Below are 25,796 nucleotides of genomic sequence, written 5' to 3'. Positions count from 1 at the left end.
GAGGAGGCTCGCGCAGGTGCCGCCCAAGCGCTCGCTTTCTGCGGCGAAAGCAACGGATGGTTGGTTGTGGAATGATCGCTTGTAGCAAGGATGCAACGAGTTGTTGCAAAACACGCCAAGCGCCAGGTGCCGTCAGGCGGCCTGCGTCCAGCGGGGAGAGTCCTCGAAGTCGCGGGCAAGCGGCTCGAGCAGCAGGATGATCAAGAGGTGTGCCAGCAAGTAGGGCTTGGCGGAGCGCGGATCGGTTCCAGGTGGCGTCTTGAGACCAATCAGACTCTTCAGTCGCTTGAAGCCAAGTTCGATGCGCCATCGCAGTCGATAGAGCGCGAGTACATCCTTGGTGGAGAACTCGTCCCGCGCGAGCGACGTGACCAGAATGACCCAATCCGCGGCTTCCAGAGTTTCTTTGGAGATGACGCGGCTTTCGTCTTGTGCGTCGCGCCGGGCTTTACGGCGCGAAGCCGCGACTGCACCGGCGGGCTTCTTGACTGCGACCAGACGCATAGCCAGAGGCGCACCGTCCTTGCGTTTGATCCAAATCCTCCGATCGATCAGTCCGTGCGCCTTCGCCGCACGCAATTGGGCCATCAGATCGAACGGAAGGCCTTTGGCATCAAGCCAACGTGCGTTCTTCCAGCCCGCTCGGATCAAAACGTCTGCCCCGGCGTCGCGCACAGCGGCGATGCGGTCAGGTTGTAGATAAGCGCGGTCAGCAATGCGGATCTCGTTCTTGACCACCGGTATCCGGTCAAACGTTTCGCCTTCTTGCTGATCTGTCAGCTCGAAGTGACCAAAGCGCTCATATGGCAGATCGAATGCACTATGAACGCGCCAAAGCTCACTGTTCCTGCGCGCAGCCGGTCCTGCCTGAGGCACTGTCGTCGCATCGATAATGCGGATCAGGCGGCCTCGGCTCGCTTTCGGGGCTGCCGCAGCGAGCAAGCCCTCCACCAGCACTGCAAACCAATCGCCACATTGACGCAGGCGATAGAACAACGCCACGCTGCTGAGGTCGGCAAGGCCAACAGAAGCGGCCCACGCGGCTGTCGATCTCAACCCTCTTTCACCCAGACAATAGGCCAGCATCAGCCGAAGTAACGCCACCGCATCTGGAATTTGGCGCCGCCGCACGAAAGCCTTCGTCTGGCGCGCACTTATTTCAAGCTGCGCAGCCCCGCCGAGCTGCGTAACCACTCTCGTCCAGTCCTCGTTCAGAAGCGATTCGTCTGCCATCCCGCCTTGGAATCACGTGTGATTCCAACACTCAAGAACAAACTTAACGCCTATGGGGTTTTCCGGGTGCTGGATTACGTCGAAGCCAATCTGGAAAGTGAACTCGGCCTGGACCAGATGGCATCGATTGCATGCCTCAGCCGCTATCACTTTGCCCGTGCCTTCAAGAAAGCCGTCGGGCAATCTCCTCATCGCTATGTCAGCGCCAGACGCCTCGATCGCGCCAAAGCCCTCTTGATGGCGGGTGATCGGCCGTTGGTCGAGATTGCGCTCGCGCTCGGCTTTTCGAGCCAGGCCAATTTCACGCGCGCCTTCACGCAGGCGACGGGACAGGCGCCCGGTCGGTATCGTCAACAGCCTGGATTGTGAACGTCGGCTGCCGGCAACAGCAATCGCTGACAAAGGCGCGGCAATCCCTGCGAAGCCGGGCCTCGCCGAATGTCATAGTTGTCGAATAGCCAAGCCGCCCGGATCGCTTCGATCCTGGTCAAGGTGAGGACATTGCCGCGCGGTTCGGCGCGACCTGAAAATGTACAGGAGCTTACATGAGCGACCTTTTAACTCTGGCCGTCTTCGCCATTGCCGCCCTGCGTTTCGCGCTGCTGGCAACCATCGTCAACCTGACGAGCAGAGCCGCACCCGACACGTGCAATCCCTAAAGCTCGGCGCAATCCGGAAGATGAGCGCGTGAATGCACTGCAAACTGAGCAGGCCGAAGACGGAAGCCGCCGCGTGAGGACCAAGCGCAAGTCGAAGGAGGCAATCCGATGAGGAACTCGACGTGGCCGCCACAATAGCCCAGCAGCCGTTCACCATCGCGAAGATTCCGGCGAGTTCCTGGAGCTTCGCCGTCCGCGTTTGGCTGGCCATCGTGCTGGCGCTGTTCGTCGGTCTTTGGCTGCAACTGGACGCGCCGTTCACGGCGGCGGTGACGGTGGCAATCCTCGCAGAGCCGACCCGCGGTCAGGCCCTCGAGAAAGCCGCCTTTCGATTGCTCGGGACTGCCGTGGGCGTGACGGCGTCGATCGCACTAACCGGAATCTTCTCACAGACGAGAGATCTGATGCTTGTGGCGTCGGCGGTGTGGCTCGGTCTTTGTGTCTTTGCGGCGAAGCTGCTGGATGGCTATCGTGCCTATGCGGCGGTACTGACCGGCTATACCGTTGCGAACATCGCTATCCAGCAGATCGACCATCCTCAGAATGTGTTCGACGCCAGCCTGGAGCGTGGCGCCGCCATCGCCGTCGGCGTCATCTCGATCGCCGCCATCAACGTGGTGATGTCCGCTCCCAATCATCATCCGGCGCTTGCGGCGCAGCTGGCGGCGATTCATGCCCGCGTACGCGCGTATGCAAGCGCGGCCTTGCATGGCGCAAGAGACAATTCGGCGCTCTTCCTTGCGCTGGTGCGCGACATCGTGGGACTTCATTCCGAAATAGCCGGCATCGATCTCGAATCGAGCAGCGGTCCAGCCAGGAGCGCCGCCGCCCGCAGCACGGCGGTCGGTCTTGTCGTGCAATTACAGGCTGCACGGCTCCTCAACACGATGTTTGTTGGCGCGGTGATGCCGCGCCAAAAGACAGCATTCGCTTCGGACGAATGGAAGACCAAAGCTCCGGCGACGCAGCCAGTAGCAGCTACACAGCACTGCAGGAAACGGCTCATTTGTCTGATCCCGGTGAGACGTTGAACCCTGGCCGATGTTACGCGAGCCGCCGGGTTTTATCCACACCCACGACAAGCAGTATGCCGCTCCGGGAGATCGGCCGAGGCTTTGGGCTGTAGTCCGCCGCCTGCGCTCAAGATCGCTCGGGGACTACTTCTTCAACAGCAATCCCAACGTTCGCGCCATGCGCCTCAACGATCCGGCGTGGCGGCCAAGTTCGCCGGCTATCCTCGATGTGCTAACTCCTTGCCGGGCCAGTCGCATTAATCGTTGGACCTCTTGGTCGCCCATTGCTTCGGCTTCGGTGTTTTCATGGTGCGGCGCTCGATCCGCACCACTTAACCAGTGTGCCGAGCAGCCAACACTTGGGAAATTTACGGGTGGTGCAGCACACAGCCGGGCGTAGGACCGCTCACGCCTTATCCACGCCCACGATTGCGAGTAGCTCTGCCCGGTACCCTCGCTCCGGCGACTGAGGTCCCGCACCGGGGTGGTCCCGGAGATCGATCCTGACGGACGAGGAGCGCGAAGCATGGATGCCGTCTGACAGCGTTCCTAGCGACGTTTACAGGTCGCGAACCATCAGAGCTGTGTCAAACCCCTTCCAGTTAGTGCGATCAAGGACCGACCACCCGAGCCTCGCATAGAACCCGGCGGCATCTGTGGTGTAAAGGTAGAGCCGCGAAAACTCTCGCTGTCGCGCTTGATCCTCGATCGCTGCGACCAATGCGGCGCCTGCTCCTTTTCGCCGATACTCAGGGACGACGAACAAGCCTGCAAGCCATGGCGACACATCATGGTTAGGCTCGATCTCGGTCTCGACGAGAAGGCACGTTCCGATCGGTTTGCCATCGGCCTTGGCGATCAGCGCCACACCGTGTGCTTGATCGGATGCAAATAGCTCCAACGACCTCAGTTCATCCTCAAAGGACGCTTGGAGTACTGGAAAGGCATTTGCGCGCCATCGTGCGCAGATCGCCAATTCCGGTGTGCCGGGCTCCACGATGAAGGTCTGTACGTTGGTCATCGGAGCCCTCCTACGCTGCCGCCGATCTTCCTTGTCTGCCCGTGCATCACAATCTTGAGCGCTTCATCGGCAAAAGCCGCTACAACGCCTTCGCCCCATCCCATGGCGCTCGCATCCAGACATTGCGCCCGTTAAGGAACTGGTTACGAGTAGCTGTCACCATTTGCATATAGGTCGTCGTCATATGCGGCAGCGCATTCTGAGAACGGTTGAATATTTCGACACGCCCGGTTGGCGGTCTCTTTCAGGAGAGGCCCAATGTTTAAGGGCTTCACAGTGGCAGTTGTGGCGCTGATTAGCACAGCGCAAGTGGATCGATGCCTCACCAACGGTCGGTATACAGACGCGGCCATGGATATGCTGCGGCCAATCAGGCACGCATTTGGGTTTTAGACAATTTGTTTAGCGCGGAGCCGCGTGATGGACATCTCCTGGGCTGATCTCGATAGCGATGAACAGCGCACCATTGCGGTGTTGGGAGCGGGGCTTTCGATTGAACTGTGCGACCCTGTTGCCCTCCAGACGTTAAGGCGGCTCGGTCTCATCATAGCGTCCCATTTGACCGCTGCCGGCCACAATCTGCGAAGGGATGCCGTTGTGAAGAGTGTCGCGGACTAACCGTTGCGAAGTGGGTCTTGGGACTAGGGGCGAGGGATGCCAAGCGCAATCGAGCTTATTGTGAGCGGATACGTCAGCCTGAACGATTTGCGTATGCAGCGCCGGAAGCAGGCCGTGGAGCTGAAGGCACGCACCGGCTTTGATTGGCGAACAACCATTCAGCAGATCGAGGAAGATATCATAGTGATCGAGGCTGGGCTGGCGCAGTTGGATGGCGCGGCGACGACCTAAGTCGCCGACCTAGATCATCCGCCTTGGTAACGCGCAAGCTGCGAACGTAATAGCCTTGTCTCTGAACGGCCGCCTTGATTTCGTCGCTGACTTTGAGAACTCGTTTTCTACTCTTGCGCCACTTATTTTGAGAGCAAACTGCGGTATCGCAGAGCCTGTGCTTAGAACGAGAAAGTCGCGTTTCTCATTGCGATAGACATCAAACACTTTGCGGCCCCGCTGTTCGCATTAAGTAAGCGTGAAATATGTTTCGATCGTCGCAATGGACGGGACGAGCTTAGTATCTTGAATGGCGAAGCGGGTTGTAAATCTGCAACGGCCGCGAGTTTACTTCACCTCGGTTCCGAATTTGGAACGAGCGCAAGTGCGGACCGCGCTACCGAATTCCGCCACAACTACGTGAGCAAATGCGCGGGTGCACAAAATCCCCCGCTGCGACCATTGCGAAGAAGAGTTCGCGCCAGAAGAGCTAACCGTTCTTGCGCCACCGGCCGGGGACGGCGAGCTGATCTGCGCTCGGTGCATCGAGGTCAACCTCCGTCGAGCTGTCGCGAAGTTGGCGCGCGGTGGAAACTGATAGCACCCAATAGAGACCGGACGTTTTTAGTGCGCGTCGGCTACTCGTTGTCTCTGGCTGCTGCGGCAAGAACGTTGCTGACTTAGGCCGCCTGAACCTACTTAAGTCTCACGAAGCCCTGTTGAACGCTCGTTAAATCATAGACGAACCCTCGCCAACCCGCACGTCTCGCAGTCAGAGAAAGTGGTTTGCGCGGTTTGAACATCGTTGGGGGTTTGCAAGTCTGCTGAGAGGTAGAATACCGAATACTGCTTCCCCCTAACAAGCACCAGAAAAAGCGGAAAGTAGATCGCGGCGGCCATTCTATCCCTCTGCGGCCCCACGCTGCTCCCAAGACCGAAGGCGGCACAGTATCGATGCTACGCACGCTGGTGGCCTTCACTTGCGCCAGATAGGTTTTCAGGGAGATAGCCGATACGGAGCAGGTCATGCTTGAGCGACACGTCTCAACCTTTCTCTCTTGTCCGAGGCGCTCGCTCCGGCGGGCAAAACATCATTGTCCAAAGAGCACCGAAAAGAAGGCTTGGTTTCGCTTCTTTGCATTTTCAAGCAGGGTTTCGTATCCGAATGCCTGAATGAACACGCGTTGATTGGCGTGGCAGCGAACGAACACTTTAGGGTTCCAATCATTTATAAAATCGTGCTGCTGGAGAACGCCAATTAAGCTAGGCGCAAATCAGCAACTACATACGCCAGCCTACGTACTACGCCGGCGAACGAAAAATGTGTCCCGCCTGTTCTTGCGACGCCGGTAGCGGTCGCCTTGGCTACTGTATTGATCACTTGCAGTGCGGGGTCGCTCTTTTCCGACCCGAAGACATAATCGTTTCTGCTCGGTCTTTTGAACTCGACCACGTCAAAGTCGTCGCATTCTCGTCGCCGAGCACCATACTATCATCGAAGAAGAGAAGATCGGTGACTTTGTCACCGCTACGTCGCCGCCCGCCATGCAGAATTCTATCGCTGGAGATGTAAGGCATCAACGCCAGGGCGTCATCGACGAGCCAAAGATTATGCTCGAAGTAGTTCAACGAGACGTTGTCGTTGAAGCGCTTGAATACAAGATTGTGAATTGCATCTTCGGGAGCGTGTCGTCCGTCACCTTGGAATTTGCGTGCGGCCTCCACTAGGTCGATTATGTTCCTGCGATGGATTTACATATTCCGCCAACGCTTCTTTCTTGCTTTCGTCAATCTGCGTCTCAACAGCGCGAGCGAGCTGCGCCTGCGCGCAGGATGCGTTGAGCGTCGGCTCGGTGGCGTGTGGACGGATGCCGGGCTTTCGCTCGCCGATATTGCCCACGTCGCATATCTCGATCCGCTGCGCCTGCCGCCGGGCACGGAGCCGGGACTCGAAGCGCATCGCCCCTATGATCCGCCGCCGATGACCTTCTCCAACTCAACGCACGCGTGCGAGGTGCGGGTCGACATGGAGACCGGCCATGTCGCGATCGATCGCTATCTGGTCGTTGAGGATTGTGGCACCGTCTACAACCCTGCGATCGTGCGCGGTCAACAGCAGGGCGCCATCGCGCTGGGCATTAGCGGCGCGCTGTTGGAAGAGGTCATCTACGACGAGACGGCCAGAATCGCACCGGCAGTTTTGCCGACTATCTCTTGGCCACGGCGGTCGAAATTCCCCCGATCGAGGTGATCTCGCAACATACCCCGAGCCGGCGCACTGCGACCGGCAGCAAGGGATGGCCGAAGGGGGCGTGATGGGCGCGCTCGGTGTGCTGCCAAGCGCCGTGAATGACGCGTTGGCGCCGTTCGGCGTCATCGTCGATCGACAGCCCCTAAGCCCAATGTATCTGCGCGAGCTGTTGCGCGGCAGGACCAACAAGGAGCAAACATGACCGACCCCCGCGCCCCTGTCGCCTTCATAGGCCTTGGCCTGATGGGCGCGCATATGGCGGGCCACATCCTGGCCGCCGGCCATCCGCTGCATGTCTACAATCGCACCCGAGCCAAGGCAGAAGGTCTGTTGGCGCGTGGCGCGACTTGGCACGACGATCCGGGTTCAGCGGCGGCCAAAGCCGACGTGGTGATCACAATGGTCGGCCTGCCGAAGGACGTGGAAGAGATCTATTTGAGCTCGCGCGGCATCATCGCGCAGGCGCGGCCCGGTGCGATCCTGATCGACATGACCACCTCGAGTCCCTCGCTGGCCAAGCGCATCGCTGCCGCGGCGCGCGCGCGAGGCGCGGGCGCGATCGATGCGCCGGTCTCCGGTGGCGATATCGGTGCGAGAGATGCCAAACTCTCGATCATGATCGGCGGCGAGGAGGCCGATGTTGCCGCCGTGACGCCGATCCTGCAGCTGATGGGCACCAATATTCGTCGTCAGGGCGTCCAGGGGCGGGACAGCATACCAAGCTCGCGGCGCGCTATGCTGCATCCACCGAATCCTCCACAGAAGGGAAATTCCATGCCGGGAGTGCTGGAACGTAACAACGTGAAGGTTCGCGGAGCCGGCGAGCAGCCGATGATGTTCGCCCACGGCTATTTCAAATCTTTTCCCTGACATGATCGCGATCTGCGCCGACGGCAGATCGCCACTATGTGTGGTCTGAATTCATCTTCTTAGTATTAGATTGTCGGATTTTGGTGAGCACCGCGATCAAGACCGCGCAAGTGTTTGGACGCCTTGGCTTGCCACAGAAGCCCATACGGAATGATCAGTGCGTCGAGGTCGTTTTCGAACCGTGAGAGCTCGACATCCGACCATGCGACGGCATCGAGTTCGGTCAGTGCCTCCAGCAAGTCGAGCGCCTGGAGTTCTTCCGCCGCCTGATGGCGCGATGGAGCGTTCGCAAATTGTCGCACAAGCGCCTTGGTCACGGCACTATGACAATACTGGATCGCACGATCGACATTTCGCGCCTGGTTCGGATTGTCGGCTGCAACGAACACGCGCAGCGACGCGCATGCGCGAAGTCGTTTGGAATTGCGCGCCAGACGGCTATGGACCTCCTCCTTGAGACCGATGGGGGCAGGCGCAAACTGGATTTTGGGTCGATCCATTGGAAATTCGACCAGCCTGAGCGGCTCCCGGTTGAATGCCGCATTCTGATCTGGGCGGATTGCGCGCGGTTGGGGGAGGGCGCGGGCCACCTGAGGCCGAGCGGCCGAGGCGATTTCCTCGGCAGAGGCATCCGTCCGGGCTGCCTCGAGTTCGCGCTCCAATTGGCGGCACTCTGCTTCCAGGCGAGCGACATTCGCGCGGGCAGCGCGTTCCTCATCGCGCTGCTCCATCGCGCGGGTCTTTTGCCCTGTGCGCTTGTAGTGGAGGATATGCCAGTGCGGCAGCCGGATTTCGGCCGGGGGCAGACCGCGCTCGGCATTGGAGCGGGGATCGACACGGTAGTCCACGCCTGCGATCCGACAAAACTCGTTCAGGATCTCCGCCATTTTCTGGCGGAAAGCTTTGGCATTGCCGTGGAAAATCTTGTTCCAGTGGCGCGCCTTCTTGCGCGCAAACTCGCCGTCCACGATCTCGCGCATGGTGGCCATGAAGTGGATGTGCGGATTGATGTCGCCGTCGGATGCAAGCGGACAGTGAATGCCAACTTGTACCACCATGCCGTGATCGGCAAGAGTGCGGGCAACGTGTCGACCAAGCGTCACCCAATGCTTCCTTGGAAGAGCGCGAGGGATCGTCAGCTCGAAGAGCCGGGCTTCCTGCGCATCGGCCCGCTTCTCCGCCGCGACCGCACGCTTCCACAGTTGCGCATAGTCTGCAGTCCAGGCCGGCATGCCTTCCGGCTTCACGATGAAGCTGGCGATAACGTCATTTCGTTTTGAAAAGTCCACGACCGAGCCGTCGGCGAGGCGCGCCGTACCGCCGAACACGTAGGCGGAATGCCACAGCGCATCCCCGCCTCGCGAGCGTTGAACCAAACTCATATCGAAGCCGAGGCTACCGATCATGTGCCAACCCGATGTATAGATGAAGCCGGTTTCTGGATGCCGGGCAAACTAGGCCAACCGGCAGCAAGCTCCAAGCGGACCGACCACGCAGCAATTTAAGGGGCAGGGGAGGCGCCTCTGACCGTCGGACATCGGCTCTAGCCTGCTCCCAAGGGGCCAACCCTTTGTCCTTGCGTAGAGGCCCGCCTGGCGTGGCAGCGGGCAGGGCCTGTTCCGCTGCCAAAGGATCGCCGGCATGGTCGCCACAGCCTGAGATCGGGCCCTGCCATCCCGTCGAGGCGTTCGGGAAATGGCGCCGGCACTGTCTTCAAAATGATCCCTCACGCGGGGGCTTCCGATTTACCGGTCCAGCTGGATAATGAGCTGCTCCGGTAGCCCATCAAGGAGCCCTTCATGTCTGCCTTCCCCCGCCGCCCGCTCAGCTATGCCGCGGTAAACACAGATCCCAACCCGCCCGAGCGGCCGCGCAGCCGGGTCGAGATCGCGGAAGAACGCCTTGCGGCTACTCGCCGTCAGCTCGCCGTTGGCAAGCGCCGCCTGCGCGACGCTTCGGTGCGGGAGCAGGGCATTCGCGATGGCGAAGTGGGGCGGGCGATGTGGCATCTGGCCAGCCAGGGCCAGTTGGCGGATGCGGTGATTGAGCTGATCCGCGCCGAACTGCGCGGCCATCTGACCCCGGCGCAGGCCGCTGCCTTCCGCGGCACCGTCTTCGAGCCGTAGCGCGCCTGGCAAGTCGCTTGACCAGACGCCCTTCAGCCAACGTCGTGGTGTACGTTCGCTTGCATGCTAGTCCCGCTCCCTGAGGGGGTCCTTCGGGTTGAGGGCCCCGCGCTTCCTGCCCCCATTTCCGCGGACGTCAAGGCCATCGCCGAGGGCGCAAGCCGGAGCCTGCTGCCGCGCCAATCGTCAGCGCTATCGGCCTGACGGCGTCTTCCTGATCATTGTGAGCGCCAACAAGCGCAGCTATCCGACGCCACGTCGTGTTGCCGATTGCGGTGTCGTTGACGGGATCTTCATCGTGGCCGCGCAGTTCATGGCGCGGATCATTTGGCGCTCTTGATGATGTCGCACGTGGATGCTACACACAGCTCGATGTCGCCCGAATTTGTCTGATCTTTCAGTGGTTTGCGGTGGAGCGTTGGCTGGCTGAGTACCCTCCCGCCCCAGCCAGCACCTAAGCTGTAGAGTTCGCTAGATAAACAACTCTATTCCCAGCAAAATCTTTGGGGCGTTTGGAAACGAATTTTTGAGGCTCGGTCGAAAATCGAGCGGGCTTCGTGCGTCATGCTGTCCATATCGGCTTATCTCCATGGCTTTCGTCCGCGCGGGACCAAGTCGGGGCAGGTCTGTTACGCCCTTTCGTAAAATGGCGTATTGCGGCGAGCAAATCGGACGGACCGGCAGCATGGTTTGCTTTAGCCGTGTCCCGCACATCGTTGTGCCGCTGCGACTATCCGAAGCGGTGCATCTGTCGTCAGTCTCTACGCGAGGGCGTTTGTCCGCCAGATTTCGCGGATAATGGCGCTATGGTCGAGTTCGCCGTCGCCATGCGACACCATGTCTGCGAACAATTTGTCGACCAGAGTAAGCATCGGCAACGCAAGGCCCAAGGTCGCAGCATGGGCCACGGCGGTCGAGGTATCCTTGAGCTGATATTTGGCCGGTCCGCCGGGCACGAAATCCCGCGCGACCATGCGAATCGCGTGCTGCTTGAGGATGGCGGAATCGGCAAAGCCGCCGAGAAGCGCCTCTCTCACCTTGAGCGGATCGGCACCGCCGCGCTCTGCCAGTGTCATTGCCTCGGCCACCGCCACCAGCGTCGTGGCCACGATTCCCTGATTGATCAGCTTGGCGAGTTGGCCAGCGCCGGCCGGCCCCACGTGGACCGGGCGTCCCATCGCCGCAAGCAGCGGCATGGCGGCTTCGAACGCCTCTGTTGTGCCGCCACTCATGATGGCGAGGGTGCCGGCGATCGCGGCTTTCTCGCCGCCGGAAACCGGCGCATCGACATAGAGTACTCCAGCCTCTCCCGCGACAGATGCCTGCAGATGCGCAGTCTCGACCGGAATCGAGCTCATGACAATGAGCAGGGAACCCGGTCGCATGGCAGCGAGCACGCCATCGGTCGCGAGCAGGATTTCGTCGCACACTGGTCCCGAGCTCAGCATGCAAACGACGCCGTCGGCGTCTGCTGCGGCCTCCGCGGCGGTGGTAACGCTCAGAATGCCGGAACCGAGCGCGTCCGACTTCTCACGCGAGCGATTCCAGGCCGCTACCTTAAAGCCTGCGGCAGCGAGGTTGCAGGCCATTGGGCCGCCCATAATACCGGTGCCGATGAAGCCGGCTTTCTTGAGGGATCCGGACATCAAGCCGGCTCCGCACCAGAGCAGGTGCGTTCAAGGAAGCGCACTGCGCGCTCGGTGACGATCAATGCGGGAAATCCGGCTCGGAAGCGCGCCAGATGGGGCGTCTTGAGATGCGCATCAAAGGCCGCGCGATCGTCGTATACTTCGTAAAACACCACGGTTTCGAGGGCGTCCTGCGTAACCGCGACTTCGAAGGCGCGACAGCCGGGTTCATCGGCGACGGAGCAGCGGGCATCGTCATGGGCGAGCGCAAGAAAGTCCGGCATCGCACCAGGCTTCACCTCGAACTCGGCGATAACGACGAACCGACGGCGGGAGGCTGCCATTATGGTATCTCGTGTGAGGCGCGCGCCGGCCGCAGGGCTAAGTAGCAATGCGGCGCACGGTGGCGGGGGTCGTTTCATCGCGGCGCAACCGATCAACCCGGCGGCCGGGCTGATCGGAATGCGGGTCAAGCCGCCGAGCGAGCGGGGGACAAACGCGCCGCGTCCTCCATCTGCTTGCGCAAGGCGACGACGTCGAGGTCACTGTTGAGTTCCACGTCGTCAAAACTGACGATCTGGTCCCTAGCGACCGGGCGTTTCAGCTTCACCTGATGGGCAAGGCCGATGGGAAGCCCGCCAAGCGCTAGGCTTCTGGTGGCTGGAATGGCATTGGCCCACACCGCGTAGCCGCCCTCGCCGTCGAGCATTTCACCCACCTTGAGGTCGCGCTTGGCGGTTGCCACGGCGTCGCCACGAAACTCATTCGAACACCCGGTAGGCTCGTTTCGCAAAACCGCGGACAGAACGCTGATGCTGGTTTCGAGTCCGATCATATGGAAGGGCCGCCACATCGATGCGTATTGGCCGGAGGGATCGGTGAGCAGTCCATACTGCTGGAAGCAGGCCTTGGTGTAGTCACTGTTGGCCTTGAACGTTACGAACACGCCGTACCGGATGTTGTTGAATACCTCGCGCCCGTCGGGCTCCTGGCTCGCCGCGATATCGACTAGGCCGCTCTTCGGCAGTCGCCCGCCGTCCGACACCGGCCGGAACACGCGGGCAAGATCGTGCAGCCCGGCGGGCGGGAAGGCGAGGCCGTCGTCGGGGCAGTCGAGACCGGTGGCGTTAGCGACCGCCGCCATTTCGATGGCCGCCTTGGTGCCATCGGTGAAGGAATTGTACATCTTCGGATTAAAGTCGCCCTTGGCAACCTGTTCCTCCGACCAGCCGAAAAAGCCCCAGACCGTATCCGGCGTGGAGTAGCGATAGCGGGGTTCGAAGTTCATCCCCTTGCCGGCCGAGGTGAGCTCAAAACCGCACGCGCGCGCCCAGTCGACCAGTTCGCAGATGATGGCGGGCTGATCGCCATACGCCATCGAATAGACCACGCCCTTGCGGCGGGCCCGCTCGGCGAGCAGGGGACCGCAGAGCACGTCCGCCTCGACGTTCACCATCACGACGTGCTTGCCCGCCTCGATGGCGGCGAGCCCGTGGCGGATGCCGGCGATCGGATGGCCGGTCGCCTCGATGATGCATTCGATGCCATCGCAATTCGCGAGCGCCTGGGCGTCGTCGAGCACGCAAGTGCGTCCGGTCTTGATCGCGTCGCCGAGCGAGGTCGCCGAATAACGCTCCGCCGGCCAACCGACACGAACCAGCGACGTGCGCGCCCGGCCAACATTCAGATCGGCAATACCGACCACATGCAGGCCGTCGATGCGCTGCGCCTGCGCCAGGATCATCGAGCCGAATTTTCCGGCGCCGATCAAGCCGACGCGTACCGGCCGTCCGTCCGCGGCGCGTTGCGCGAGCAAGGTGTGAAGATTCATGCTGTTGTTCCTCCAGCGGTCGGCTGCACGGCTGCACCAACTGGGCATACCGATGATTTCTCCGCGGCTTGTGAACCGGCGCATGGCGCGCCGCCGCGTTGGCCGAACGCTAGGAGTGAGCCGCGCGCAGCACCATCCAGAATTCCAATCGGATCGTTTAGGTGCGCTACAAGGTCTGGTCGCGTTCGCTACGCCAGATGTCGCGCTCCCGCTTTAGCCACGCCAGGAAGGCCTTCACCTTTCCGAGCCGCAAATGGTCGGGCGGGCAGGTCACCCATTGGGTGGTGAGCGCGAGGGCAGGCGGATTCCTTACCGGACAAACCAGGCGGCCGCTCTTCAACTCGGCCCACATCATCAGGTCGCTCTCCAGCGCGATGCCGAAGCCTGCAACCGCGGCGTCGATGGCCATATGGGTTCGATCGAACAACACGCGACGCCAGCGCTCGGTTGCGTTGACGCCGGCGGAATCGAACCAGTGCGGCCACTGCATCTGCGACTTCACCGAATGGATTAGGCGAAAGCGCAACAGCTCAGCCGCGTCGAGATTGCCCGACGTTGCGACCGACGGCGCACAAACCGGCCGGAATCGTTCCTCGACAAGTCCCTCCACAAACAAGCCAGGCCATTGGCCGGTGCCGTGCCGGATCTCGAGGTCGACATTCTCGCGCTGAAACGTCGTCGGCTCGTTGGTGCCGTCGAGGCGAAGCTCGATCCCCGGATGGGCGTCGATGAAAGAGGCGAGGCGCGGCAGCAGCCATTTGGTGGACAGGCTGGGGCTGGCGCGCACGGTCAAGGTGGTGACGGACCGGAAGCCGCGAATGCGCTGGGTAGCTTCGGCAATGCCTTCGATCTCGGCCTGGATCATCTCGAAATATCGCTCGCCGGCCTCGGTGAGTACGACGTTGCGGCCCGATTTCCCGATCAGCGTCGTGCCCAGACTCACTTCCAGCGATTGAATCTGCTGACTGACGGCGGACGGCGTCACACCCAGTTCGTCCGCGGCGCGCGTGACGCTGCCGGTTCGAGCGACGGCGTGGAAGACGCCGATGGCACGAAGTGGGATGTGCATGGCGAACAGTTAAGTCAGCCTAAAGAAAAGCGCAAGCAAACTGAATTGTCCTTCACGAACATCGTTCCTAGTGTCGTCGCTGCAATAAGCACGCGACCGGCAAAGGCCCGGCGCATGAGGAAACCAAGGTGGGAACGATGCACGGCCATGCGGGAGGGCGTGCGGATCTTCCCTTCATCGACAAGCCGCGATGGTTCGACCTCTTGTCGCGCCAGCGGAGAGCACGCCGCCGAACGGCCGCGGCATGGGGAGGATGCGAGCATGAATACGACCGTGATGACAAGCAAGGGCCTGTCCCGTCGCGCGGTGATCGCGGGAGCGGCGGCGGTCTCGATCGCGGCGATCCGCACCCGACCCGCTCACGCCGCTGAATTCAGCTACAAGCTGGCTACCGGCCAGTCGATCACCCAGCCGATCAATGCGCGCCTCGATCAAGCCTGCGCGCGGATCAAGGAGGCGTCGGCGGGTAGGATGGAGCTGAAGTTCTTTCCCGCCAGCCAACTCGGCTCCGACACCGACCTGATCACCCAGGTCCGATCCGGCGGCATCGAATTTCTGAACATCGCCGGTTCGGTGATTTCCACGGTGGCGCCCGGCGCGGCCGTCACCAATGTCGGATTCGCCTTCGCTGGTTATGACCAGGCCTGGAAGGCGGTCGATGGGCCGGTCGGTGACTATGTCAAAAGCCAAATGGAAAAGGCCGGTCTGCTGATCGCCGCCAAGGCATCCGACAACAGTTTCCGCCAGATCACCTCGGCGTCGAAGTCGATCCGCTCGCCGGTCGATCTCAAGGGTTACCGCATCCGCGTCCCGGTCTCGCCGATCTTCACGTCCCTGTTTTCCTCGCTCGGCGCAAACCCGACCTCGATCAACTTCAACGAACTCTACACCGCGCTGCAGACGCGCCTGGTCGATGGCCAGGAGAACGGCCTGGTCGCGATCGAGTCCGGCAAGCTCTACGAGGTGCAGAAATACGTCTCCGAGACGAACCACATCTGGGATCCATTCTGGCTGGTTGGCAATCGCCGCGCCTTCGCCAAGCTGCCGAACGACCTGCAGGAGATCGTACGACGTGAATTCGACCGCGCCTCGCTGGAGCAGCGCGCGGACGTGGAGCGGCTGAACGGCACGCTGAAGGCGCAACTTGTCGAAAAGGGCCTGGTGTTCGAACCCGCCGACAAGGAGGCCTTCCGCAAGGAGCTGACGGCGGCCGGATTCTACAAGACCTGGAAGGAAAAGTTCGGCGCCGACGCGTGGAAGGTTCTGGAGTCTGTGACCGGAGAGCTTGCGTGAGGACGCTCGCCGGCGGCCACGAGGAGACCTTGCAGCCGGTCAAGGCGCTCGACATCGAATGCTGGCTGCGGCTAGCGGTCGAAATTCCCGTGGTGCTGCTTGTGGTCGCCGAAGTCCTGATCCTGTTCGTCGGGATCGGCGCGCGGCTGTTTCACCGGCCGATCGTCTGGTCCGACGAACTCGCCTCGATCCTGTTCCTGTGGCTCGCGATGCTGGGCGCAGTGGTGGCGCTGCAGCGGGGCGAGCACATGCGGCTGACCTATTTCGTCGGCCATTTCTCCCGGCGCGTCCAGGCCTGGTGCGAGACGCTGGCGGTGGGCACGGCCTTCGTGATGCTCGCCTGCCTGTTGCACCCCGCCTACGACTACACAGAGGATCAGTCCTTCGTGGAGATGCCGGCGCTCGGCTGGTCGGGCACGCTGCGGGCGCTGGCGATCCCGGTCGGGTTCGTGGTGGCGTTTCTGAGCTGCGGCCTGCGCCTGTTCCAGCGCAGCCTGATCGATGTGGCGAGCGTTGCGCTGGTGCTCGCTGGCTTCGCGGCCGTCCTCTATGCCGGAGCGCCGTTGCTTTCCGGGATCGGCAACTGGGCGCTGATCGTCTTCTTCGTGGGCTTGCTCGGTGCCGGCGTGTTGTCCGGCGTGCCGATCGCCTTCTCCTTCACTATCGCAACCGTCGCCTATTTGCTCACGGTCACCTCGACGCCGCTAACGGTTGTGATCGGCCGGATGGACGAGGGGATGAGCGGGCTGATCCTGCTTGCGATCCCGCTATTCGTGCTGCTGGGCCAGCTGGTCGAAGCGACCGGTATGGCGCGGGTGATGGTGGAGTTCCTCGCTTCGCTAATCGGCCATGTCAAAGCGGGCATGTCCTATGTGCTGCTCGGAGCCATGCTGCTGGTGTCGGGCATCTCCGGCTCCAAGACCGCAGATATGGCGGCGGTCGCGCCTGTGCTGTTTCCGGAAATGCGCCGCCGCGGCATGAAAGATGGCGAACTGCTTTCGCTGCTCGCCGCCTCTGGTGCAATGAGCGAGACGATCCCGCCCTCCATCGTACTGATCGCAATCGCTTCCGTCACCGGTGTATCGATCGCCGCGTTGTTCACGGCCGGAATACTTCCGGCTTTGGTGCTCGCGCTGATGCTGGCCGTGCTGGCGCGTTACCGCGCCGGCCGCGAGGAGGGTCAGGTCGTGATCCCGCGCGCGCGGGCGTCGGTGGTGGTGAAGAGCCTCGCGGTGGCGTCTCCGGCGCTGTTGCTGCCCTTCGTGATCCGCTCCGCGGTGGTGGAAGGCGTCGCCACCGCCACCGAGGTCTCCACCATCGGCATCGCCTATTCGCTGCTGCTCGGTCTCTTCATTTACCGGGGCGGTCTTTCCTGGCGTGCCGCCATGCCCATGCTGGTGCGCACCGCCTCGCTGTCGGGCGCGATCCTGTTCATCGTCGGCGCGGCGAGCGCTATGGCTTGGGCGTTGACTCAGTCCGGCTTCTCGCACGCGTTGGCCGCTGCGATGGCCGGCGTGCCGGGCGGCCACATCGGTTTTCTCCTTATCTCGCTCGTCGCCTTCATCGTGCTCGGAAGCCTGCTCGAGGGAATTCCGGCGATCGTGCTGTTCGGCCCGCTGCTGTTTCCGATCGCGCGTCAGTTCGGAATTCACGAGGTCCACTACAGCATCGTCGTCGTGCTCGCGATGGGATTGGGACTGTTCGCGCCGCCGTTCGGGCTTTGCTATTACGCCGCCTGCATCATCGGCGGCGTCGCGCCGGAATCGGGCATGCGCCGGATCTGGATCTATCTGGCAGCGCTGTTCGCCGGCCTGTTGGTCCTGACCTTCGTTCCGTGGCTGTCCATCGGCTTTCTTTAGAGGCCGACCGGCTTGCTCCCGCTGGCCGCGAATTGCGGCCAGAGGCATTGTTCTGCAATCGTCATGGCAGGTCGAAGTAGTTCAAATAGCCACCGCCAGTCGGCATCGGTGGTTGCGCCTCCCGGATTGACCTCCGGCACAGAGCAGCCGGCCAGCCGAACTGGGCGAGCGGTGCATACCAAGTCCGTTGGAGCATAGCTGAAGTTTGCATGCTTTCACGGAGTGTCTCGTCGTAGTCGGCACGCGCGGCCAGTTGCATCAGGTTTTTCGGGACTGTTCCTCCCTGCAAGGGCTGCTTCGTTATTTGGAAACCGTCGCCAAGCTATTGAAATCGCTAGTGGGTATTTGAGCCCTTTTTCCAAATGCGCGTTGAATTCGTTGAACAATCAAACAGGTTTTAATTCCGCCATTCGGAGGTTCGATCCCTCCCGTCCCAAGCCAGCACTCAAGCTGCTGAGTTCGTTATGTAGGTAGCTCCGTTCCAGCCCAATCTTTGGGGTGCGTTTGGAAACGGAGATGGTTATGGCGCTGCGGGTGGTCCCGATCTCCATGGCTTTCATCTCAGCATATGCCGTGCAGACTTTTCGGTGCAGCTTCGCTACGTGCCATCGTAGAATAGGATGTTGCAGCGAGCAAAACGGACAAGTACTCGAATGATGAGCTTTTCCGTTCGGCAATTGCTTCGCTTCACCAACAGCGCGCTCGGGTAGGTCCACCGGTCCGGGCCTTGCAACGAGAAAAAAGCTGAAGCTGCCGAGAAGAATCAAACATGGGCAATCTCGGCGAGAAGTATTGAACCCGTCGACGATTCGGTTATTGCCAATGTATCGCCAGCGGCATTCAGTCCGACGTTGGTACAGCTCGGACCCGCGCAGGATTTGATGCGGCCAATGCATTCGCCATTGCCCTGCATGACAAAGACATGACCGAGCGAGGCGTGGGCTACGAAGAGACGACCATTGGAGTCCATCGTCAACCCGTCAGGGCCGCTAGTTCCGAAGAAAGAGCTGAACCGCCCGACTTTTGCGACTCCTCCATCATTCGTCAGTGGAACGCGCCAGATGCTATTGTCGCGTGTCATCGCGACGAAAAGAACCGCTTCTTCGCGATCGAGCACGAGACCGTTGGGGCTTGGTCCATTTGCGATCAGGCAGTCCAGCCGACCATCCGGACGCAGGCGATAGACGCGGCCCGTCGGATCATGCAACCCCGTCTGCCCCTGATCGGTGAAGTAGACGTCGCCGTTGGAAGCGATGTGAAGATCGTTGCATCCCCTGAACGATTCCGAATTGCGATGCCGCAGCAGGGGTCGGATCGCGCCCGCTTGCGCATCGACCTCCATCAAGCCGTTCATGTAATCGGCGACCAGCATGCGGCCATCAGGGGCAATCTTCAGCCCGTTGGGCCAGCCGTCATACTCAAGGAAGAGGGACCAGGTTCCCTCGGGCGAAATCCGGAAGATGCGTCCGAACGGGATGTCGACGACGTAGAGATTGCCGCGGCCATCGAACGCCGGCCCCTCGATGAAGCAGTCGACGGGTGCGCCGCCCTTGTTGGCATCCGCCCAGGCGGAGCGCACGCCGCGGCGACGGAATTCATCCGGCATGGCCGAGAATAGCCGCGTCGGGATGAGCCTTGGTGGCTGCTCCAGATACATCATGGCGCGACATCCAGATGGCGGCGCTGCTGGCCCTCATATTCGTAGCTGAATAGTTTGGGCATCGGACCCTTGTTGCGGTCCTTGCGGCCGGTCTGCTCCCAGGCATGGGACAGAATACCGACGGCGCGCGACAGGCAGAAGATGCCCCGGGCCAGCGGCGCGGCGAAGCCGAGCTCGCCATAGATCACCGCGGTGGCGCCATCGATGTTCATCGGAATGAGCCTGCCCTTGCGTTGCTGCAGCACGCCTTCGATGGCACGCGCCGTCTTGGCATACTGTCCGTCGACGCTGCCGGCTGCGACCGCTGCATCCACCAGTGCCAGAAGCGGCGCCGCGCGCGGATCGACTGGATGAAAGCGATGGCCGAAGCCGGGCAGGTATTTGCTGCGCGTCGCGATGAAGTCATCGATGGCGGCTGCCGCGGCTGCGTCGATATCCTGTCCGCGGCTGCGGCGAAGCACGTCGTCATAGAGTTCGATGGCCTGCTCACCGGCGCCGCCATGCACGTCATCGAGGGTGTTGATCGCTGATGCCATCGCGCCGTTCAGCGGCAACCCGCAGCTCACCGCCATCTGCGCGATCGCGATCGAGGGCGCATGCGGTCCATGGTCGACAGATGCGACGAGCGCGGCCTGCAGCAGCTTTTCCTGCTGCGGCGTCGGCAGCTCGCCGCGCAACATCAGCCAGATCATCGCCGGAAACGAGATGCGGCCGATCAATTCCTCGATTGGATAGCCTCGAAAAGCGATGCGTCCGGGGGCAATGTCGCAGATCGAGGTCCGCCACCAATGCGCGGCGGCCTGTTCCAGTGTCGATGCGTCGGTCATCGTCGATCCTTTATTTCACTGTCCTGCCGGCCTGGTCGGCGAGGGGGTGCGGGACACGTTAGGCGCTTCTTTTCGGGACGGTGTCCGCCGTCGACGGGAGGCCGATGGCCCCGTTCAACACGAGGCGCTCGGTGTCCTCCTGCGAATAGCCGAGGCGTGCCATCCAGAGCACGGTATCGGCGCCGAGCGCGGGCGGCGCAGGCGGCGAGGGAAACTCGTCTTCCAGGCAAAAGCCCGGCCGCGTCACGCGCAACGCCTCGCCATCGCCGCGTGCGGCCGGCAGCGTTTCGATGAAACGGCGTCCAACAACCTGCGCTTCGGCGAGGACGTCGGCGACCTTGAGCACGCATCCGGCCGGCACGCCGGCCGCATTGAACTCTGCCTCCCACTCCTCGGCAGGCCGTGCCGCAAGCGCGCGGTTCAACTCTTCGCTGAGCGCGCTCCGGTTGGTCTTGCGTGCCTGACGGTCGGCAAAGCGAGGATCGGATTTCAGTTCCGGCCGCCCGATCAGGTTGCAGAGGGTCTCATATTGCTTCTGCTCGTTGGCGGCGATGTTGAGCGGCCCCGTCGCGGTCGTGAACGTGCCCGATGGCGCGGCGGTAAAGTTCTCGTTTCCCATCGGCAGCGGATCGATGCCAGCATTGAGATGGTTCGAGACCACCCATCCCATCGCCGCGATCGTGGCTTCCAGCAGCGAGACGTCGATGAATCGGCCCCGCCCGGTCTGGCGCTGCTCGACAAGTGCCGAAGCGATGGCGAAAGCCGCGGTCAGGCCCGCGATGGTGTCGGAGATCGGAAAGCCGGTGCGCAGCGGCGCGGAGCGCGCATCCCCGGTTACGCTCATGGCACCCGACAGCCCCTGCACGATCTGGTCATAAGCGGGACGTCCGGCCCAGGGGCCGGTCTGCCCAAAGCCGGAAATCGCGCAATAGATCAGGCGCGAATTGTGCTTTGCGAGCGTCTCGAATCCGAGCCCGAGCCGCTCCATCACCTTGGGCCGGAAATTCTCCAGCACGACATCGGCAGTGGCGACGAGGCGCAGGAAAACCTCCTTGCCATCCTTCGATTTCAGATCGATCGCCACCGACTGCTTGCCGGCATTGACGGCGACGAACGACAGCCCCTGGAGGCGCTCCGACATTCTGGGGTCGGCGCCGAGCCGGCGCGCAAGATCGCCGCCCTTGGGATTCTCGATCTTGATCACCTCGGCGCCGAGCCGGGCGAGGTGATAACCGCAGAACGGGCCGGCCAGCACGTTTGAAAGGTCGAGGACACGAACGCCGGAAAGCGGCAGGGACATTTGATCAACTCCGGAAGATAGGGCGAGCCGCGGCGCGGCGTCACTTCAATTGCCGTGACGCCCGCTCGACGAACTTGTTTGTGAAGGTCTTGGTGAGGTCGATCTTCGCGGCAGCGATCTTCGGATCGTAGTCGCTGAGGACAGCGAGCGGCACTTTCGCGGACTCCGGGTCCATCAGACCGGTCTGCGAGAACAGATCCTTCGACGCCTTGAGGATCTCCATGCTGATCTCGGTATTGTCGGTCTTGTACCCGGCGGGGATCGCCTCGACCAATTGTTCAGTCGGCACCGAATTGATCCAACGATGGGTTTTCAGCAAGGCGTTGACGAGCCGTTGCACTGTCTCCGGATTTTTGTCGATGAAGGATTGCTGCAGGTAAAGGCAGGCGGTCGGATAGGTACCACCGAACGCCTGCTTCGAACCCTCGTGGGTGCGGGCGTCGAACAGCGGCACGGCGGCCTTCTTGCGCGCGAGCATCGTGGCGATGGGGTCGAAGTAGACCAGCGCGTCGATGTTCTTCGCCTCGAGCGCAACCATACCCGGCGCGCCGCTGCCGACCGCGATGATGTTGACGTCGCGCGGGCCGAGCCCGGCTTTCTTGATGTAGTAGCGCGCCATGGTGTCGGTCGATGAGCCCGGTGCCGTGATGCCGAGTTTCAGCCCCTTCAGGTCGGCGCCTGTCTTGACCTTGTCGGCGAGGTCGCTGCGTACCCCGATCAACACGCCCGGAGTGTCGTTGAGCAGGAACACGCAGGAGATCTCCTTGCCCTGCGCCTGCATCTGGATGGTATGGTCGTAGAAGCCGACGGTGCCATCGACCGAGCCGCCGATCAGTGCCTGCAGCGCCTTCGAGCCGCCGGCCTGAAAACTGGGAATCCTTCAAGGCGCTGTTGCGGGAGAAGGGAAGGGATGCCGGCTTCCGCGGCTGGTACGTGGCGCTCGCGACTGACCGGCTCGCTACCGTCTCGCGCAATCCGCAGCTTGCCCGCACTGTGCTGCTCGAACTCGTTCAGAACGAGGAGCTGCGCGACGTCATGGAGCGCGTATGGCGGCAGTATATCTGGCAGCCGATGCTGGAGAGCCTCACCGAGCTCAAGGGGGAGGGCGCTATCCGCAAGGACGTAGACGTCGAGGTGCTCGCCCGCGCCGTGCATTGCTTCCACATTGGCTACTTCCTGACACGCTTTGTGTTCGCTCCCCACGTGAAGTGGGACGATGCCGAGCAGATCGAAATGATGGCCGATCTTCTCGAGAGTGGTGCGGGCACGCGAGGCAATGTCGTGCAGAGATGAGACGTTGAGCACATTCCGTGAAATATGCGATAGTTCAAGACCGCGCCGAGCCGCGCGACCAGGGTTGGGCATGGCGCCGATCTCGGAAAATTGCGTGGACATCTCAGACACGATGAATCTCCTTGTGCGGCGCTTTGGTGCCTTTCAGGGCGAGTGCTCATCCAATACCTTCGAACGTGAGGACGAGGCCCTGGGCAAGGCTGATGGCCGCAATCGCCGCGATCAGCCACCGCGACCACCGCGCGAAGGTGGCGTCGCTCAGGGCGTCGAGCAGGGACCGCGACAGCAGCGTACCGAGCACCGCCGCGGCGGTGGCAAGCAGCACGGCCGTCGGCGAGATTGCGCCGCCCTCGATCAGCAGCAGCCGGCCGAAATAGATCAGCTTCAGCACGTGCCCAATCGACTGGATCGCGACCTTGGTCGCGATGATCTCCTTGCGGCCGAGCTCGGTCTTGACGAAGAACACGTCGAGGATCGGCCCGGACACGCCGGCAATCAGTTGCAGGACGGTGCACAACGTGCCGCAGCCGACGGCCTGGCTGGGCACCATCACGGTGGGCGTCAGGCGATGCGGCAGATGGAGCCCGGCGAATGAGACGAGGCCGATCAAAATTAAGGCTAGTGGCTTGCTGGGGGCGACCACGCCGGAAACCACGATGAGGCTCGCGATCAGTGCGCCAATGGTGTAGCGCAATACCACCGGCCGCACGATGTGCTGCCGCCAGCTCCAGGCCCGCGCCAGATTGGCCGCGATCTGGGAGAGGCCGTGCAGCACCATCGCAGGCGCCAGCCCCGTGAATGACAGCAGCAAGCCCATCAGGATCATGCCGCCGGCCATGCCGAACACCCCCGAGATGAAAGAGGTGGAGAGCACGGAGGCGGCAAGCGCGACGGCGAAGGGTAGGGTGATCATGGCAACCCGCAGATTTCGGTTGCCCCTTCATCACGGATTTGACAGCCCTCTCGCAAACGGCCTTAACTGGGCCATAGGCTAAGGAAAACTAAGTCTATGCCGATCCGCCGCCTGCCATCGCTGAACGGCCTGCGCGCCTTCGAGGCCGCCGCGCGCCATGGCAGCTTTGTCGCTGCCGCCGACGAGCTGAACGTCACGCAGGCCGCGATCAGCCGCATGGTGCGGTTGCTGGAGGAGCGTTTTGGATTCCAGCTGTTCGAGCGCCGGCCGAACGGCCTCGATCTCACCGCACAGGGCAGGGCGCTGCAGCCTGGACTCACCTCGGCCTTCGATGCGATCGCAGGTCTCGCCGAACAGGTCAGCCTGATGCGGACGACGCCGGTGCTGACTCTCGGCGTGGGTCCGACCTTTGCGGTGCGCTGGCTGATCCCGCGGCTGCGCGGCTTCTACGAGCAGCATCCGGAAATCGATGTCCGCCTCTCGACAGGAGGCGCGCTGAATCCGTTCCGCGATGACTGGACCTGCGGCATCCTGCTCGGCGACGGTCACTGGCCCGGCTACGAGGCCGAGCTTCTGTTCGCGACCGATCTGTTTCCGGTCTGCACCAAGGCGGTCGCCCAACGGATCCAGCATCCATCAAAGTTGACCCGGCAGGATATGCTGCAGGTGGCGCACTCGCCGGAGGATTGGGATCTCTGGCTCACCGCCGCCGGGGTGAAGCCGCGCGGAAAGGGGGTCGGGCCGACCTTCGGCAATTACACGATGGCGCTGCAGGCCGCGGTCGACGGCATTGGCGTCGCGATCGGCCTGCGACCCTACGTCGAAGAAGATCTCGCCAAAGGCCGGCTGGTTGCGCCGTTCTCGGTCACGGTGCCGAAGAAGCGTGCCTGGTATCTGCTCTATCGCGCCTTCCGCAAGGACGATCCAGGTCTTGCGGTGCTGCGCGCTTGGCTGATCGACTCGCTATCATCAGAGCGGCGGAGCATTGCACCGAAGGCGCCTCGAAATGAGCCGTGATCGGTGGCGGGGCGGTCGCTGCCGCGCTACCAGGGACCGTTACGATTGCAAATCGCGCGGCCTTCGTTGCCTTGGCCGGCCGGAACGATGCAGACCCCGCACTTCCTGCTGTTGAAAAAGCTCCCCGCATACATCACGCAACCATTGGCTTGCCGGGTCGTGATGAAAGCGGGCGTGCCAATATTGCTTCACCGTGAAGCCGGCGATCGCCAGCGGGCAGTCGAGCACGCGCAGTCCGTAGTAGTGAGCCAGCGTTTCGCCGATGTGCCTTGGAAGAGTGGCGATCAGGTCGGTCGTCCCGATGATGGCGGGCAACCCCAAAAAGCCCGGTAGCTCGAGCGCAACGTCAGGGACTATCCGCTGCTCCCGTAGCGCATCCGCGAGCAATTGATGTCCGGTGCCGGAGCGAATGAGGACGTGCGCCTCACGCCGAAAATCCCTTGCCGTGATGCGCTCGTGGATCCGGGCATGCTTTGCGTTTGCCAGGCAGACCCAATCCTGCGGAAAGAGTGCCTGTTGGAAGTGCCCGGCGTCGAGGTCCGAGATGTAGCCGAGCGCCAGATCGGCCTCGCCAGACTGCAGCATTCGTGGCGTATCACTGCCGATCTGCGCCGCCTCGATGCGGATGCCCGGAGCAACGCGACGAACGTAGGCGAGGATGGCCGGGAGCAGCGTGATGTGGCTCGCATCCGTCATGCAGATGATGAAGCGGCGCTTTGCAGTCGCCGGATCGAACTCAGGACGAAGCTCCGCCAGACGCCGCAGCATCTCCAACGCCTGCCTGGCCGTGCCGATGAGAGCCTCGGCGCGCGGAGTCGGCAGCATTCCCTCAGCCGACCGAATGAAGAGCGGGTCGTCCAGTTCTTTTCGCAAGCGCGCCAGCCAGATCGAAATGGTCGGCTGACTTTGACCGAGTTTCTCGGCTGCTTTGGTGACGCTGCCCGTGGAGAACAATGCGTCGAAGAGCCGGAGCAGGCGCGGCTCCAAAAGGTTCGTCTCGGAGAGGTCCCGGTGCTTCATTGCGATCCGCAATAATGGATATAAGAGTCATAGCATATCCAAATACAGGGTGGCCTGCTAGTACGCCTCCAGCGCCAAAACGGGC

General features: G+C 62.1%; 26 protein-coding genes and 1 pseudogene. 12 read left to right on the top strand and 15 right to left on the bottom strand.

Annotated features, from left to right (window positions below):
* Window positions 1-132: 132 nt before the first annotated feature.
* A complete protein-coding gene (locus P6U27_RS25650; RefSeq protein WP_407192792.1) occupies window positions 133-1,233 on the bottom strand; it encodes an IS4 family transposase in 1,101 nt (366 codons plus the stop codon).
* 18 nt (window positions 1,234-1,251) lie between these two features.
* On the opposite strand from P6U27_RS25650, the gene P6U27_RS25645 reads away from it, so the two are divergent.
* Complete coding sequence (locus P6U27_RS25645) at window positions 1,252-1,602, top strand: helix-turn-helix domain-containing protein (RefSeq protein WP_407192791.1); 351 nt, start codon at window positions 1,252-1,254, stop codon at window positions 1,600-1,602.
* 412 nt (window positions 1,603-2,014) lie between these two features.
* Window positions 2,015-2,923 carry an FUSC family protein gene (locus P6U27_RS25640; protein WP_209294611.1) on the top strand — a complete coding sequence of 303 codons (909 nt, stop codon included), beginning with the start codon at window positions 2,015-2,017 and terminating at the stop codon, window positions 2,921-2,923.
* A 541-nt stretch (window positions 2,924-3,464) separates the two neighbouring features.
* Here the strand turns inward: P6U27_RS25640 and P6U27_RS25635 are convergent.
* Entirely contained in the window at window positions 3,465-3,926 is a 462-nt protein-coding gene (locus P6U27_RS25635) for a GNAT family N-acetyltransferase (protein WP_122404492.1), read from the bottom strand.
* A gap of 420 nt (window positions 3,927-4,346) precedes the next feature.
* Between P6U27_RS25635 and P6U27_RS25630 the strand changes: the two genes are divergently transcribed.
* Window positions 4,347-4,544 (top strand): hypothetical protein, encoded by a 198-nt coding sequence (locus tag P6U27_RS25630; protein WP_122404491.1) that lies wholly within the window; start codon window positions 4,347-4,349, stop codon window positions 4,542-4,544.
* Between the two features lie 36 nt (window positions 4,545-4,580).
* Window positions 4,581-4,775: a hypothetical protein gene (locus P6U27_RS25625; protein ID WP_209294610.1), complete on the top strand. Its 195-nt coding sequence runs from the start codon at window positions 4,581-4,583 to the stop codon at window positions 4,773-4,775.
* On the opposite strand, the pseudogene P6U27_RS25620 reads toward P6U27_RS25625, so the two are convergent.
* Both P6U27_RS25620 and P6U27_RS25615 read right to left on the bottom strand, forming a co-directional pair.
* Window positions 4,723-4,982: pseudogene (locus P6U27_RS25620) on the bottom strand (hypothetical protein). The gene P6U27_RS25625 and the pseudogene P6U27_RS25620 overlap by 53 nt on opposite strands.
* Before the next feature lie 1,149 nt (window positions 4,983-6,131).
* Complete coding sequence (locus P6U27_RS25615) at window positions 6,132-6,479, bottom strand: hypothetical protein (RefSeq protein WP_209294609.1); 348 nt, start codon at window positions 6,477-6,479, stop codon at window positions 6,132-6,134.
* A 10-nt stretch (window positions 6,480-6,489) separates the two neighbouring features.
* Here P6U27_RS25615 and P6U27_RS25610 point away from each other — a divergent pair, with 10 nt between their 5' ends.
* The 3 genes from P6U27_RS25610 to P6U27_RS25600 are packed head-to-tail and all read left to right on the top strand — an operon-like array spanning window position 6,490 to window position 7,875.
* Window positions 6,490-7,005, top strand: coding sequence for a molybdopterin cofactor-binding domain-containing protein (locus P6U27_RS25610; protein WP_407192790.1), 516 nt, complete (start codon window positions 6,490-6,492; stop codon window positions 7,003-7,005).
* A gap of 46 nt (window positions 7,006-7,051) precedes the next feature.
* Window positions 7,052-7,207, top strand: coding sequence for a hypothetical protein (locus P6U27_RS25605; protein WP_197711507.1), 156 nt, complete (start codon window positions 7,052-7,054; stop codon window positions 7,205-7,207).
* Complete coding sequence (locus tag P6U27_RS25600) at window positions 7,204-7,875, top strand: NAD(P)-dependent oxidoreductase (RefSeq protein ID WP_407192789.1); 672 nt, start codon at window positions 7,204-7,206, stop codon at window positions 7,873-7,875. The genes P6U27_RS25605 and P6U27_RS25600 overlap by 4 nt, the downstream gene beginning before the upstream one ends.
* A gap of 65 nt (window positions 7,876-7,940) precedes the next feature.
* Here P6U27_RS25600 and P6U27_RS25595 read toward each other — a convergent pair whose 3' ends face one another.
* Window positions 7,941-9,281: a MobA/MobL family protein gene (locus P6U27_RS25595; RefSeq protein WP_407192788.1), complete on the bottom strand. Its 1,341-nt coding sequence runs from the start codon at window positions 9,279-9,281 to the stop codon at window positions 7,941-7,943.
* A 393-nt stretch (window positions 9,282-9,674) separates the two neighbouring features.
* On the opposite strand from P6U27_RS25595, the gene P6U27_RS25590 reads away from it, so the two are divergent.
* Entirely contained in the window at window positions 9,675-10,001 is a 327-nt protein-coding gene (locus P6U27_RS25590; protein ID WP_122404486.1) for a hypothetical protein, read from the top strand.
* A gap of 761 nt (window positions 10,002-10,762) precedes the next feature.
* Here P6U27_RS25590 and P6U27_RS25585 read toward each other — a convergent pair.
* The 4 genes from P6U27_RS25585 to P6U27_RS25570 form a co-directional block, all read right to left on the bottom strand.
* Window positions 10,763-11,647, bottom strand: coding sequence for an NAD(P)-dependent oxidoreductase (locus P6U27_RS25585; RefSeq protein ID WP_407192787.1), 885 nt, complete (start codon window positions 11,645-11,647; stop codon window positions 10,763-10,765).
* Complete coding sequence (locus tag P6U27_RS25580) at window positions 11,647-11,973, bottom strand: putative quinol monooxygenase (protein WP_407192786.1); 327 nt, start codon at window positions 11,971-11,973, stop codon at window positions 11,647-11,649. The genes P6U27_RS25585 and P6U27_RS25580 overlap by 1 nt, the downstream gene beginning before the upstream one ends.
* 125 nt (window positions 11,974-12,098) lie before the next feature.
* Window positions 12,099-13,460 (bottom strand): NAD(P)H-dependent oxidoreductase, encoded by a 1,362-nt coding sequence (locus P6U27_RS25575; protein ID WP_407192785.1) that lies wholly within the window; start codon window positions 13,458-13,460, stop codon window positions 12,099-12,101.
* Between the two features lie 166 nt (window positions 13,461-13,626).
* Window positions 13,627-14,529 carry a LysR substrate-binding domain-containing protein gene (locus P6U27_RS25570; RefSeq protein ID WP_407192784.1) on the bottom strand — a complete coding sequence of 301 codons (903 nt, stop codon included), beginning with the start codon at window positions 14,527-14,529 and terminating at the stop codon, window positions 13,627-13,629.
* A gap of 276 nt (window positions 14,530-14,805) precedes the next feature.
* Here P6U27_RS25570 and P6U27_RS25565 point away from each other — a divergent pair, with 276 nt between their 5' ends.
* Both P6U27_RS25565 and P6U27_RS25560 read left to right on the top strand, forming a co-directional pair.
* Window positions 14,806-15,822: a TRAP transporter substrate-binding protein gene (locus P6U27_RS25565; RefSeq protein ID WP_407194485.1), complete on the top strand. Its 1,017-nt coding sequence runs from the start codon at window positions 14,806-14,808 to the stop codon at window positions 15,820-15,822.
* Between the two features lie 29 nt (window positions 15,823-15,851).
* Window positions 15,852-17,681, top strand: a complete 1,830-nt coding sequence (locus P6U27_RS25560; protein WP_407194484.1) for a TRAP transporter large permease subunit — start codon at window positions 15,852-15,854, stop codon at window positions 17,679-17,681.
* Between the two features lie 763 nt (window positions 17,682-18,444).
* Here P6U27_RS25560 and P6U27_RS25555 read toward each other — a convergent pair.
* The 4 genes from P6U27_RS25555 to P6U27_RS25540 are packed head-to-tail and all read right to left on the bottom strand — an operon-like array spanning window position 18,445 to window position 22,300.
* A complete protein-coding gene (locus P6U27_RS25555) occupies window positions 18,445-19,341 on the bottom strand; it encodes an SMP-30/gluconolactonase/LRE family protein (RefSeq protein ID WP_407192783.1) in 897 nt (298 codons plus the stop codon).
* A complete protein-coding gene (locus tag P6U27_RS25550; protein ID WP_407192782.1) occupies window positions 19,338-20,168 on the bottom strand; it encodes a citryl-CoA lyase in 831 nt (276 codons plus the stop codon). The genes P6U27_RS25555 and P6U27_RS25550 overlap by 4 nt, the downstream gene beginning before the upstream one ends.
* Before the next feature lie 58 nt (window positions 20,169-20,226).
* A complete protein-coding gene (locus P6U27_RS25545) occupies window positions 20,227-21,468 on the bottom strand; it encodes a CaiB/BaiF CoA transferase family protein (RefSeq protein WP_407192781.1) in 1,242 nt (413 codons plus the stop codon).
* 40 nt (window positions 21,469-21,508) lie between these two features.
* The gene (locus P6U27_RS25540; RefSeq protein WP_407194483.1) at window positions 21,509-22,300 is read right to left on the bottom strand and encodes an ABC transporter substrate-binding protein; all 792 of its coding nucleotides are present in this window, start codon (window positions 22,298-22,300) and stop codon (window positions 21,509-21,511) included.
* 2 nt (window positions 22,301-22,302) lie between these two features.
* Here P6U27_RS25540 and P6U27_RS25535 point away from each other — a divergent pair, with 2 nt between their 5' ends.
* Window positions 22,303-22,761 (top strand): hypothetical protein, encoded by a 459-nt coding sequence (locus P6U27_RS25535; protein WP_407192780.1) that lies wholly within the window; start codon window positions 22,303-22,305, stop codon window positions 22,759-22,761.
* Window positions 22,762-22,918: 157 nt separating this feature from the next.
* On the opposite strand, the gene P6U27_RS25530 is transcribed toward P6U27_RS25535, so the two are convergent.
* Entirely contained in the window at window positions 22,919-23,674 is a 756-nt protein-coding gene (locus P6U27_RS25530) for a TSUP family transporter (protein WP_407192779.1), read from the bottom strand.
* A 96-nt stretch (window positions 23,675-23,770) separates the two neighbouring features.
* On the opposite strand from P6U27_RS25530, the gene P6U27_RS25525 reads away from it, so the two are divergent.
* Window positions 23,771-24,691, top strand: coding sequence for a LysR substrate-binding domain-containing protein (locus tag P6U27_RS25525; protein WP_407192778.1), 921 nt, complete (start codon window positions 23,771-23,773; stop codon window positions 24,689-24,691).
* 39 nt (window positions 24,692-24,730) lie between these two features.
* Here the strand turns inward: P6U27_RS25525 and P6U27_RS25520 are convergent, their stop codons facing one another.
* On the bottom strand, window positions 24,731-25,711 hold the full coding sequence (locus P6U27_RS25520) for a LysR family transcriptional regulator (protein WP_122404473.1): 981 nt from the start codon (window positions 25,709-25,711) through the stop codon (window positions 24,731-24,733).
* Window positions 25,712-25,796: the final 85 nt, after the last annotated feature.

The organism is Bradyrhizobium sp. STM 3566 (assembly GCF_045571445.1).
GTDB classification, from domain to species: domain Bacteria; phylum Pseudomonadota; class Alphaproteobacteria; order Rhizobiales; family Xanthobacteraceae; genus Bradyrhizobium; species Bradyrhizobium vignae.
The sequence above is the reverse complement of the archived record's forward strand: the minus strand, read 5'-3'. Positions and strand labels throughout refer to the sequence as shown.